Raw genomic sequence first — 13,009 nt, 5'->3', positions numbered from 1 at the left:
AACAATACTGACAAAAAAGACACACAATGAAAAAATCAGTTTATGTATCCGCAGTACTGTGTAGCGCACTTATTTCTATAGGGTGTTCAGAGAATAACAAACCTGAGCAACCGCAAGCGCCTGCATACACAAAAAGTGAGCTTACCAAGCCGGTTGTATATCAAGTATTTACTCGCTTGTTTGGTAATACCGAAACAGCCAATGTTTCATGGGGCACTAAAGAGCAAAATGGCGTAGGTAAGTTTGCCGATTTTAACGATGCCGCCCTCAAAGGTATAAAGGAGCTGGGAACAACGCACGTTTGGTATACCGGCGTATTACACCACGCCTTAGTAGGCGATTATACCGACTATGGGATTTCTCAAGACGACCCTGATGTTGTAAAAGGACGAGCAGGTTCGCCATATGCAATAAAAGATTATTATGATGTAAATCCTGATTTAGCAATTAACGTGACGAATCGTATGGGAGAGTTTAGCCAGCTCATTGAGCGTACGCACAGCCATGGCATGAAAGTCATTATTGATATAGTGCCTAACCATGTTGCGCGAAATTATCAATCATTAGGAAAGCCTAAAGGGGTTGAAGATTTTGGCGCGCAAGACGACACCAGTAAAACGTACGATAAAAACAACAATTTTTACTATGTGCCTGGGCAGTCATTTCAAGTGCCTACCTCTACAACATATAAAGTGCTAGGCGGGAATGCTCATCCTCTTGTTGATGGTTTTTTTGATGAAACACCCGCCAAATGGACAGGTAATGGTGCTCGATCTCCAAAACCAGATATGAACGATTGGTACGAAACAGTAAAAGTGAATTACGGTGTAAAGCCTGATGGCAGCTACGACTTTGTAGAGTTACCAAATGAATACAAAAATAAAGATTACCGTGCTCACTACGCGTTTTGGCAAGATAAAGAGCTCCCTAACAGCTGGTACAAATTTAGAGACATTGCGCTTTTTTGGTTAGATAAAGGTGTTGATGGCTTTAGGTACGACATGGCCGAAATGGTGCCGGTTGAATTTTGGAGCTTTTTAAACTCATCAATAAAAATGCAAAAACCTGATGCATTTTTACTTGCCGAAGTTTACAACCCAAAAATGTACCGTGCTTATATCCATCAAGGTAAAATGGACTATTTATACGATAAGGTCGGTTTTTACGATACCTTAAAAGCAATTATGCAAAGCAAGCAACCTGCAAACGCTATTTTTGATGCGCAGCAACAGGTTGCGGATATTGAACAGCACATGCTGCACTTTTTAGAAAATCACGATGAACAGCGTATCGCAAGCCCAGACTTTGCAGGCAAAGCCGTGTGGGGTAAACCAGCCATGGTGGTTTCAAACCTGATTAGCCGTGCACCAACCTTATTATATTTTGGCCAAGATGTAGGGGAGGATGGATCTGAATATGCAGGCTTTGGCTTACCAACCCGCACCAGTATTTTTGATTACATTGGCGTACCAGCGCATCAAGCATGGATGAATAGCGGTAAGTTTGACGGCGCTAATTTAACAAAAGAGCAGTCAGCACTTCGTGATTACTATAAAGCCATTCTGTCACTTAATAGTTTACCTGCAGTGGTGGGCGGTGAAATGAGTGAGCTTAGTGTTACAGGAAGTGAGCGAATTGTAGGCTTTACCCGCAAACTTGGCCAACAAATGCTTTACGTATTAAGTAACTTTAGCGAACAATCTCAAACAATGACGGTTAATTTATCAAAAGTGCAATTAGCGGGACTCAGCGAATACACTCAATTGCATGACTTACTTGAGCAGCATAGCACCGAGATTACATCAGGGTCTCAAGGCGCAACCTTCACACTTACACTTGATGCATTTAGCAGCGCAGTATTAACAAATAAGGCTAATAATGAATAATCAAAATAATAGCGACAAGCCAACTCTAAGCTTTTGGCAAATATGGAACATGTGTTTTGGCTTTTTAGGCATACAGTTTGGTTTTGCCCTGCAAAACGGTAACGTGAGCCGAATATTTCAAACCCTTGGCGCACAAGTGGATGATATTCCTATTTTATGGGTAGCAGCACCGCTAACCGGTTTAATTGTGCAACCTATTATTGGTTATTGGAGTGATAAAACGTGGTGTCGTTTTGGTCGTCGTCGTCCATTTTTCTTTTTGGGTGCAATATTAACAACCATTGCATTGTTTATTATGCCGCATTCGCCAACATTGTGGATTGCTGCTGGTATGTTGTGGATTATGGATGCGTCAATTAACGTAACCATGGAACCATTTAGAGCGCTTGTAGGCGATAACTTGCCAGAAAAGCAACGCGCTACCGGTTACGGGTTACAAAGTTTTTTTATTGGTATAGGTGCAGTTTTGGCATCAGCACTGCCATGGATGATGACAAATTGGTTTGATGTGAGTAACACGGCAGCTATTGGTGAAATACCAGACTCAGTTAAGTACTCATTTTACTGGGGTGGCGTTGTTTTACTAGCTGCTGTGTTGTGGACTGTTGCAAAAACAAAAGAATACACACCTGAGCAATTAGCTAAATTTGAGGCACAAAAAGGGCCAGTTGTAACGGCTGAAATTGCTGATATTAACTACAATAAAGGCGGCATTATATTTGTTGTATTAGGCCTTGCAACACTTGCCCTAGTGATGGGCTTAGCGCTTGAAAAAGAACTTTATTTATTAGCGGGTGGCTTACTTGCCTTTGGCATTGTGCAGTGGATAGCTGGTTTATTAAAAGCTAAAAATCACACTCAAGGGGGCTTTTATCAAGTAGTGCAAGATGTATTTACAATGCCAACTGCGATGAAGCAATTAGCTTGGGTGCAATTTTTTAGTTGGTTTACCTTATTTGCGATGTGGATTTATACCACGTCGGCAGTAACAAGCTTTCATTATGGGAGTAGCGATACAACATCAAAAGCGTTTAACGATGGCGCTGATTGGGTCGGTATTTTATTTGCGGCTTACAATGGATTCGCTGCTATTGCCGCAATGTGCATTCCATTCTTAGTTAAAAAAATGGGCTTAAAAGGCGCGCATTGTTTTAACTTATTACTAGGCGCACTAGGCCTTGCCAGCTTTATGTTTATAACAGACCCCAAAATGCTGCTTATTCCTATGATTGGTGTTGGTTTTGCGTGGGCTTCAATATTGTCACTGCCTTATGCAATGCTAAGTAACTCATTACCGAGTAATAAAATGGGTGTTTATATGGGAATATTTAACTTCTTTATTGTTATTCCACAGCTACTTGCAGCCAGTATTTTAGGGCTTATTTTGAGTCATGTGTTTTCTAATCAGCCCATTTACGCTTTGTTAATTGGTGCTGCGTCATTTGTATTAGCAGCCATTGCTGTTATGCGCGTTAAAAATTCTAATTAAGAGTAAAAAAATGAAAAACTATAACCTAATTACTATTTCATTATTAGCACTTGGATTAACTGCATGCGGTGCTCAAAATACGAATCAGTCACAAACAGTACAAACATCTAAAACAACTGCGCCTGGTGCTCCGGGCAGCGACCCGTTTTGGTCATACGCAGGTAAAACAGGGATTGGCACATCGTACGAGCAATACCAAAATGGTCATTACACAAGTGATGCACCAACAGGTGTAGTATCAAAAGTCTGGTTTTCAATTGCTAAAGGCATGATCACCGAAACTATGTTTGGCCTTATTCATCAAGCACAAATAAAAGATATGCAATTTGTGGTAACAGGAAAAGACTTTACTGTTAGCGAAGCAGACGATCTTGATGTCACTATTGATTATCTATACAAAGACGAGCAAGGCCGTCCGTTATCACTTGCTTATAAAATAGTAAGTAAAGATAAACAAGGCAGATTCACTCTTGAAAAACACGTTTTTACCGATCCTGATGGGCAAAGTTTATTTGTTCGTAGCGTGTTTAATACCGACCTTAAAGACGTTAAAGCCTATGTTGTGGTAAATCCATATATTGATAATAACGGCCTTGATGATTTTGCAAAAACTACCGAGCAAGGTTTAGTTGCTTGGCAAGGTGACAACTACTTAACATTGCAAGCAAATACTGAATTTGGCGCAAAAACGGTTGGCTTTACGGGTGTAAGCGATGGTTTGGATGAGCTTAAAAAGTCACAATCATTAAATACCAGCTATAGCAATACTGGTGAGCAGTCAGGTAATGTCAGTTTACTTGCTGAGCTTGGCAATATTGAAAGTAATACCACGTTTGATTTAGTACTGAGCTTTGCACATAACGAGCAACAAAGTGCAGAGCAGGGCGCCCAAACACTAGCAAAAGGTTATCAAAGTGTACTTGATAACTACAATGGTAAAGGTGCGGCATTTGGTTGGCAAGATTACCTACAAAGCCTTACACCTATTAATAAAATGACGGGGCAAACGGCCGATAACGGTAAGTTACTTTATACCAGCGCAATGGTATTAAAAGCACAAGAAGACAAAACGCACGCAGGTGCGCTTATTGCGTCGTTGTCTAATCCGTGGGGCGAAACCGTATCGGCTAAAATAGGCTCAACTGGTTATAAAGCCGTGTGGGTACGAGATTTCTACCAAGTAGCTATGGCATTTATGGCACTGGGTGATACAGCTACAGCAAAAATAGCATTCGAATACCTTGAAAAAGTTCAAGTTAATAGCAAAACGCCAGGTAACAATGGAGATACAGGCTGGTTTTTACAAAAAACACATGTCGATGGCGAACTAGAATGGGTGGGTGTACAGCTTGATCAAACTGCGATGCCAATTATGCTTGCGTGGAAATTACACCAAGCAAATGTACTTAGTGATGCCGAGCTTAAAGACTGGTACGCACGTATGTTAAAACCAGCGGCGGATTTTTTAGTCGAGGGCGGCCTTGCTAAAATTTTGTGGAACGACACGCAAATTACACCACCGGCAACACAACAAGAGCGCTGGGAAGAGCAAAGCGGTTATTCGCCTTCAACTACAGCCGCAATAGTAGCAGGCCTTGTTACAGCCAGTGATATAGCAGCGCTTAGTGGCGATGATAAAAACGCACAGCGCTACCTAGCTACGGCTAAAAAATACAGCAACGATATTGAATCGCAAATGTTTACCACTAAAGGTAACTTAAAAGGCGAAAATAGTGATGGTGAATACTTTATTCGTATAGGCCAAGATACCGATGCAAACTCAGACACTAAAATTAACGCTAATAATGGCCGTGAAGGTTTTAACAAAAAGCAAATTTTAGATGGCGGCTTCTTAGAACTAGTACGCTATGGCGTACGTGGTGCTAACGACGAAAGCATTGTTAAAACATTGCCTGAGTACGATGACGAAACGCTTGAAGATAACCTACAAGTTAAATACAGCTTTAGCTTTGACGACGGCAGCGGCACATTTGCAGGCTACCGTCGCTACGGTAATGATGGCTACGGCGAAGATGAAGTAACCGGTACTAATTACGCAGAGGGTGGCAGTAATACACCAGGCCAACGTGGTCGTGTATGGCCGTTTTTCACCGGTGAGCGTGGTCACTATGAAATAGCTGCAGCTAATGCGAACAACGCTCTGGATGATGCTAAACAAGCTGAAATTAAAAACAGTTACGTTAAAGGGCTAGAGCAATTTGCCAATGAAGGCATGATGTTACCAGAGCAAGTATGGGACGGCGTTGGTGTAAACAAAGCAGGTTATATACTGGGCGAAGGAACTAATTCAGCAACACCTCTAGCTTGGACACACGCAGAATACATTAAGCTGGTACGCTCACTCAGTGATAAACAAGTATGGGATCACTACCCAGTTGTTAAAAAAGCACTAAAATAGTAATTGTTTTATATTTTTAAATTTAAAAGCCATGGTTTAAAACCATGGCTTTTTAGTATCTGTGACCCAAGAGTTGTTAAGCTGCCCTCCTTGCTTTTAGTTCATCAAATCTGATTATCCATAAAGCGTATGTTCACCTCAATCGGAACACTTTTATTGTGGCTGGTTGATCTTTCAGGATTTAAATGTGTTTTATCTAAATGCGGCTTAACCGAGGCGTAAGGTGTGTAACCGAATGGAGCTGGTAACGGCTCCTGCGCTAATATAATGACTTACATCGCCTATGGTGAATAACCTCGACCCATAAGCGCCAATTTGCCTAAAATCAGACATACTGCTGTAAATTTAACCTCGAAAGGTAAATAGGCTCTAGTTAATTTATATCTATTTAACCTGAATTCTGGTTAAGAGATTTATGAACATATTGAACCACAATGATAGTTAAACTTATTTATCTCAAGCAGTTATTATCCAAAGTTCAGGTTATTTAAAAATGATAAATATGACAACTTAATTTTTATTTACGTGTAATTTACTCGGGTTGTATTGCCAGTGCTTCGCTTTACCGTATTAGGGTAGTCAATGGGTGTAACTAATTTGTAACCTGTTAACAGGTAGTAAATAAAGCTGTTTTACATGCCTCTGACAACCCACACAAATTGAAAGGTGATACCCGTGCAAAAAATAAACACAATAACTTTGGCAATCGCACTTGCTTGTTCGTTGCCTAGTATTGCTCAAGAGTCTTTAGCAGATCAAAGCAATAGTAACGAGGTTAAAAAAATGACACTGCATTAGAAGTTATATCGGTAACGGCGACTAAGCGTAAAACAAGGTTAATGGAAACACCCGTCGCAATTACAGCGTTAACATCGGCACAATTAAAACAAAGTGGTGTTAATAATATAAGGGATATAGCAAATCTTGTACCTGGGCTTGATATATCAACGGCAACAGATCAATCAGCACCAGTTATATCTATGCGAGGCGTGCGCTCTACCAATATTACTGAACTTGGCGACCCTGCTGTTGGCGTGCATTTAGATGGAATTTATTCACCAAGAATGCAAGGTGCTTTAGCATTAATGTACGATGTTGAGCGTATTGAAGCACTACGTGGACCACAAGGTACGCTGTTTGGCAGAAATTCGACCGTTGGTAGCATTAATGTTATTTCTGCAAAACCTGATTTTACTGATGATTATGGTAGTGTAACGTTAGAAGCGGGCAAATATAATACACGCAGTGCGGAAGGTTTTTATAACTTTTCAGTTAGCGACGATTTTGCGGTCCGTATTGCAGCTAAAGGGTTAAAACGTGATTCTTATTTGGAAGGTTATTACGATCCTAACCAATACGATACTCGCAGATTAAGTGATGCAGTACTAAATACAGACGTTATTTCACAAGATTCATATCAAAACATTGGCAGTACACTTACTCAACGAGAGAATTGGTGGATAGATGCAGCTGGTACCAACCCAGAGTCGCAGCAAGTTCGCGCGTTAACAGAAGCTGACAAATCAGATTTTTATAATAGTGCTAATGAGTATTCATTTAGAGTAAGTACGTTATGGTCGCCTTTAGATGGTAATTTCACCAACCATACCGTATTTCAAAAATATGTTAACGACAGTGGTAATAATGTTGATTTGGTAAACTGCGATAAATTACGAGGTCGCCCAACAGAGTACGGTGGCGATTGTTCAAACTTTTTACCTTCAGATAATACATATCAAGCGGTTGTGAATGTACCCGGTGAACTTAAATTAGATATAACGTATTTACGTAACACTCTTAATTATGCATTAACAGACGATCTTGATTTAGTGTGGTTAGTGGGCTTTGAAGACATGGAGCGCTCTTCAAAGCAAGATAGCGAAGCGGGTTTAGATGTTTGGGATGGTGCAACTTATTTTTTAGACGGTACTGGCGCTAAATCTTATTCTACGGAGCTACAACTACAATCATCGGATATGTCTGACCTTACTTGGATTATGGGCGTTAACTATTTTCACGAAAAAACCACAACGCTCGGGTATTACGATAATCCAATGGACGATAAAGTATTTTGGGATCAACCTGATAGATCAACCGATGCATTCGCATTTTTTGCACAAGCTACGTATAAAATAACCCCCAAACTGCACGCCACGCTGGGGTATCGCTTTAGTGATGAAACAAAAGAAGATAAAGGCGGGCGCTCTTATCGTTGCTCAAATGCTGATGGCTGCGCGCCGGGTTGGTTTAATCGTACTGATTTAAATAACTTGCCAGCAGATTACTTTGAAGATCCTACTATTTACGCATCATTTTTTGAAAATGACAACAAAGGCAGTTGGACGCACCATGACTTTAGAGTGGGTTTAGATTACGACTTGAGCCCCGATACAATGCTTTATACTTATTTAGCAAGCGGCTTTAAAGCCGGTGGTATTGGCGATGTGTTTGAAGTAGTAAACGATAGAACCTCTGAAGTAAATCGATTCGAAACGCAATTTGATCCAGAAGAAGTATTAACATGGGAAATAGGCGCTAAATCGAGCTTTTTTGATAACTCGTTAAATCTACAAGCTGCATTTTTCTACACAGATTACACAGACATGCAGTATGCATCTGTTGGTTCTATTGGTAACGTTGAGCGTCTTTCTGCTGTTGAGGATAATGATGGCAGGCCTATTTTGGATGGCTCAGGAAACCCTGTATTAGATTACATAAATCAGCCTGTTATAGCGTATTACACACAAAATGTACCTGGTTCTACTATTAAAGGAATTGAGCTCGAATTTGATTGGAAGCCATATCCAAACGGTCGAATTACGGGATATGTAACCTGGACAGAGGCTCAAGTAACAGACGATTGGTTTACAAAGTGGGACTACGATGCTGAGTATTTATTTGATATTTCTTATGAGGACTCACTCAATCCTGAAAATCCTTTGTTACAAACTAATTTAAAAGGCAATGACTTGGCGATGACGCCTAAATTTACTGCTAATTTAAGTTACACGCATAGTTTTGATTTTGGTGAATACGGGTTTATACACAGCTGGTTTAATGTAAGTTGGAAGGATAAATCATATTCAACAGTTTGGAACGTTGATAAACACCTCGATGATATGGAGTTTGCCATCTCTGATGAAGCAACGCGTTATATAGATGACTCCCGTGATAGCTTTGCAATGTTTAATGCCTCTTTAAAATATGAACCGCAAAGCCAAAAATGGTTTGCAGAAGCGTTCATTAGTAACGCCAGTGACGAAACTGTTCAGCATTGGAACAGTACCTCTAAAGGCTTTGCTAAAGGTAGTTTTGGTATGCCTAGGTACTATGGTGCAAAAGTAGGGTTTAACTTTTAACCTATAGTGTTAAATATAGTATTAAAACGTACGTCCTGTGCTTTAAGCGGTTGTGTAATTGCAGTATTTGACGTGCATTTAAATCTTAATAGAGATCATTAAATATGTATAAAAAAATAGTCGTATTCATTTTACTAAGTGCGTTGTTAGTACCTGATGTACTAGCAAATAGTTTTAAAGATAATTTTACATGGGGTTTTGATTCATCAATATGGACACCCAGATCAGGCGATAATGGCAGCCCATTTGGCTGTACATTTGAACCAGGTCTAATCTCACCAAGCTCACATGGCATAACACTGGTAGTTGATAACAACAAATGTGCTGAGCTACAAAGTACAAATACGATAACCTATGGCAAAGTACAAGGAGCATTAAAAACAGGGAATACCCCAGGGACTGTATCATCTATTTTTACCTATACCTCATGGTTTGATGAGCCAGGACGGGCTTGGCAAGAAATTGATATTGAATTTTTACCTTCACTTGGCAATGTCGTTCATACCAATATTATTTATCAGCCAAATGGCGGGGTATATCAAAGTTGGGAAGAAGATATTGATTTAGCACAGTTTGGAGTAAACATTCAAAATGAGTTAGTAGAAATAGGATTTGAGTGGAGTGTAAATCAAATACGCTGGTTTATTTATAATAGCCAAGGTACAGAGCAAACAATTCGCGTTATGTATAAAGACAATGGTGATGGCAATTTAACAAATAACGAAATTCCTGCTTATGCATGGCCGGTTGATAACACCAAGTTGATGATTAATCACTGGCATGGTGATAACTCAGAGCAAGCTTATTATTTTCCAGGTCAGTATTATCAAAGCTCTGCTTGGGCATACTATGACTTCATTCAGTACACGGCTAACTAATTAAGCTCACTTTGTCGTTCTACAGTACTTTGTTTAATTGATCACTACATTAAACGTTGTGTGGTTCGTTATTTTATTACGGCTAATTAACCTGAACTCTGGATAATAAACCTATCTTGAGCAGCTATTTTCAGCGCTAACTGCGTTAAATTTACTTGCAGTAGGCCAGCTATTGACGTGTAAATTCGCCTTGTTTCACTGAAAATCGCTGGTTAGAGAGAATAAATTTAAATATCACCATGATTCAATATGTTAGCAAATCTCTTAACCAGGGTTCAGGTTAATTACATAAAATCGCAAGGAAGCGTTTTTCGTAATAATGTTAGCACGAATGGCTAACAGCATTAAAAATCAAGTTATAAAAACTCTAAGGATCCCTAAATGCTTACTATTAATCGTCGTTTTTGGCGAAATACTTTTCCTGCTTTGTTAAGCGTATGTACTTTAAGCGTTAGCGTAATGGCTACAGAATCAGTAGATTGGCCAATGGTTAATACGCAATTAAAGCCTAATCTATCGGTTGAGCACCAAATTGATGAGCTTATGGCGACAATGAGTATTGAGCAAAAAGTAGCACAATTAATTCAACCAGAAATAAGCTATCTCAGCGTTAAAAAAATGCGAAAGTATGGCTTTGGCTCATATTTAAATGGAGGTAATTCAGCACCATACGGCAATAAAACCGCAGATTCAAAAACGTGGTTACGCTTTGCTGATGAAATGTATTTAGCCTCAATTGATAGCTCGCAAGACCAAAGTACAATACCCACTATTTGGGGCACAGATGCTATGCATGGTCATAGTAATGTATATGGTGCAACGTTGTTTCCTCACAATATTGGTTTAGGTGCAGCTAACGATGCAGAATTAATAAAAAAAATTGGCAAAGCAACAGCAAAAGAAGTTTCAGTAACCGGTATTGAATGGAGTTTTGCACCCACAGTTGCTGTAGTAAGAGATGATAGGTGGGGACGTACTTACGAAAGTTATTCAGAAGACCCTGATATAGTTAAACGTTACGCAAGTGCTATGGTGTCAGGTTTACAAGGTGATATAAACGACGATTTTTTAAATGGTTATCATCGTATTGCTACGGCAAAACACTTTGTGGGTGATGGCGGCACCGAAAACGGTATAGATAGAGGAAATACTGTGATTGATGAAAAAACACTGAGAGATATTCACGCGGCGGGTTATTTTTCGGCGATTGAAGCGGGTGTGCAATCAGTCATGGCCTCGTTTAATAGTTGGAATTCAAGACGAGTTCATGGCAGTAAATATTTATTAACGACTGTACTGAAGAAAAAAATGGGGTTTGATGGATTTGTTGTAAGTGATTGGAATGCGCATAAATTTGTAAAAGGATGCGATCTTGAACAATGTGCCGGTGCATTTAATGCAGGTGTCGATGTAATGATGGTGCCAGAACACTATGAGGCATTTTATCACAATACAATTAAGCAAGTTAAGCAAGGCGATATAAAGCTTGAGCGAATAAATGACGCGGTTAGGCGTTTTCTTCGCGCAAAAGTGCGTTGGGGATTATTTACCAAGGATAAGCCATCGAGTCGTGCAGAATCTAAAAATACAGACTGGTTAAATGCCCCAGAGCATAAAGCTTTGGCACGTGAGGCTGTTAGAAAGTCTTTAGTATTATTGAAAAATAATACACTAAAAAATAATCAAAATGTGTTACCAATATCTCCGCGTAGCAAAATATTAGTGACAGGTAATGGCGCACATAATATTGCCAAACAAGCGGGTGGTTGGAGCGTATCATGGCAAGGAACGGATAATACCAATGCTGATTTTCCAAATGCAGTGTCTATTTTTGATGGTTTAAAAGAACAAGTACTTGCCGCTGGTGGTGAAATTGAATTATCGCAAAATGCACAATTTAAGCAAAAACCCGATATAGCAATAGTCGTGTTTGGCGAAGAGCCTTACGCCGAGTGGTTTGGCGACATACAAGGGCTTGAATATCAGCGAGATAATAAAAAAGATCTCGTTTTATTAAAATCGCTGCAAGCACAAAACATTCCGGTAGTGAGTGTATTTATAAGCGGTCGTCCGCTTTGGGTAAATAAAGAGATAAATGCGTCTGATGCGTTTGTAGCCGCATGGTTACCAGGCTCACAAGGGCAAGGTGTTGCTGACGTTTTACTTTTAGATAAAAACGATGCTGTTCAATACGACTTTACAGGTAAATTAAGTTTTTCGTGGCCAAAATTTGACGACCAATTTATTCTCAATAAAGGCGATAAAAACTACGATCCTTTATTTGCTTATGGTTATAGACTTAGTTATAAAGAATCTAAAAGTGTAAAAAAGCTATCAGAAAAAACCAGTCCAAAAGCTAATGAAAGTGACAGCCAAGGCACCTCATTTTTTGTTAGAAACCTAGCACCTAACGTTCGCTGGGCGTTATCAGACCAAACTCAAATCAACATGATGACTAAAAGCTCATCAGCCATGAGCGCCGACGGCAAAAGTATTTCTATGCAATCGGTTAACTTAGCGTATCAAGAAGATGGCAGGCAGTTTGTTTGGAATAATACACAAGAGATTGCCACAGTGAGTTTACGTTTTGAACAAGCAACGACAGAGTTTAAAGACGTTGATAAACAGTTCATACAATTTGATATACGCGTTGATGATGTGCAATCGGATGTTGTTGAGCTTCGCGCAATGTGTGGGGAACAAATATGTTTGACTAAAATAAGTCTAATGACTCAACTTACCCAGTTAAAAAATAAAGGCTGGCAAACTGTCGCTATAAAGTTGGGATGTAGTGCAGCGCAAACAAAGATGAACGAAGTCACTGAAATAATTAGTATTAATGCTCAGCATCCACTCAACTTAGCAATTGCGAATGTTGCGTTAGTGAAAGCGACACAGAGTAATAGCCTTATTATAGGCTGTAATGATTTATAAACTTTAATCGGGTTTAATACCTGTTTTCATTTTATTAGGATAGA

The 13,009-nt window shown here is 39.6% G+C and carries 7 protein-coding genes; all 7 read left to right on the top strand.

Features of this window, described 5'->3' with window-relative positions:
- Nucleotides 1–26 precede the first annotated feature (26 nt).
- Entirely contained in the window at nt 27–1,886 is a 1,860-nt protein-coding gene (locus tag LOS73_RS13665; RefSeq protein ID WP_457933846.1) for an alpha-amylase family protein, read from the top strand.
- The gene (locus tag LOS73_RS13660; RefSeq protein ID WP_007375372.1) at nt 1,879–3,375 is read left to right on the top strand and encodes an MFS transporter; all 1,497 of its coding nucleotides are present in this window, start codon (nt 1,879–1,881) and stop codon (nt 3,373–3,375) included. Before LOS73_RS13665 ends, LOS73_RS13660 begins: the two co-directional genes overlap by 8 nt.
- Nucleotides 3,376–3,385: 10 nt before the next feature.
- Nucleotides 3,386–5,794: a glycoside hydrolase family 15 protein gene (locus LOS73_RS13655; RefSeq protein WP_457933845.1), complete on the top strand. Its 2,409-nt coding sequence runs from the start codon at nt 3,386–3,388 to the stop codon at nt 5,792–5,794.
- Nucleotides 5,795–6,469: 675 nt separating this feature from the next.
- Nucleotides 6,470–6,592 carry a hypothetical protein gene (locus LOS73_RS13650; RefSeq protein WP_337120276.1) on the top strand — a complete coding sequence of 41 codons (123 nt, stop codon included), beginning with the start codon at nt 6,470–6,472 and terminating at the stop codon, nt 6,590–6,592.
- Between the two features lie 41 nt (nt 6,593–6,633).
- A complete protein-coding gene (locus tag LOS73_RS13645) occupies nt 6,634–9,153 on the top strand; it encodes a TonB-dependent receptor (RefSeq protein ID WP_457933844.1) in 2,520 nt (839 codons plus the stop codon).
- A gap of 104 nt (nt 9,154–9,257) precedes the next feature.
- A complete protein-coding gene (locus LOS73_RS13640; protein WP_007375369.1) occupies nt 9,258–10,031 on the top strand; it encodes a family 16 glycosylhydrolase in 774 nt (257 codons plus the stop codon).
- A gap of 381 nt (nt 10,032–10,412) precedes the next feature.
- A complete protein-coding gene (locus tag LOS73_RS13635) occupies nt 10,413–12,965 on the top strand; it encodes a glycoside hydrolase family 3 N-terminal domain-containing protein (protein ID WP_457933843.1) in 2,553 nt (850 codons plus the stop codon).
- Nucleotides 12,966–13,009: the final 44 nt, after the last annotated feature.

The sequence above is a fragment of the Pseudoalteromonas sp. SCSIO 43210 genome (assembly GCF_054133285.1).
The sequence above is the reverse complement of the archived record's forward strand: the minus strand, read 5'-3'. Positions and strand labels throughout refer to the sequence as shown.

What these genes read in the sequence shown, in the direction of transcription:
- LOS73_RS13665 (WP_457933846.1), top strand. Translation starts at nt 27, where the DNA reads ATGAAAAAATCAGTTTATGTATCCGCAGTACTGTGTAGCGCACTTATT.
- LOS73_RS13660 (WP_007375372.1), top strand. Translation starts at nt 1,879, where the DNA reads ATGAATAATCAAAATAATAGCGACAAGCCAACTCTAAGCTTTTGGCAA.
- LOS73_RS13655 (WP_457933845.1), top strand. Translation starts at nt 3,386, where the DNA reads ATGAAAAACTATAACCTAATTACTATTTCATTATTAGCACTTGGATTA.
- LOS73_RS13645 (WP_457933844.1), top strand. Translation starts at nt 6,634, where the DNA reads ATGGAAACACCCGTCGCAATTACAGCGTTAACATCGGCACAATTAAAA.
- LOS73_RS13640 (WP_007375369.1), top strand. Translation starts at nt 9,258, where the DNA reads ATGTATAAAAAAATAGTCGTATTCATTTTACTAAGTGCGTTGTTAGTA.
- LOS73_RS13635 (WP_457933843.1), top strand. Translation starts at nt 10,413, where the DNA reads ATGCTTACTATTAATCGTCGTTTTTGGCGAAATACTTTTCCTGCTTTG.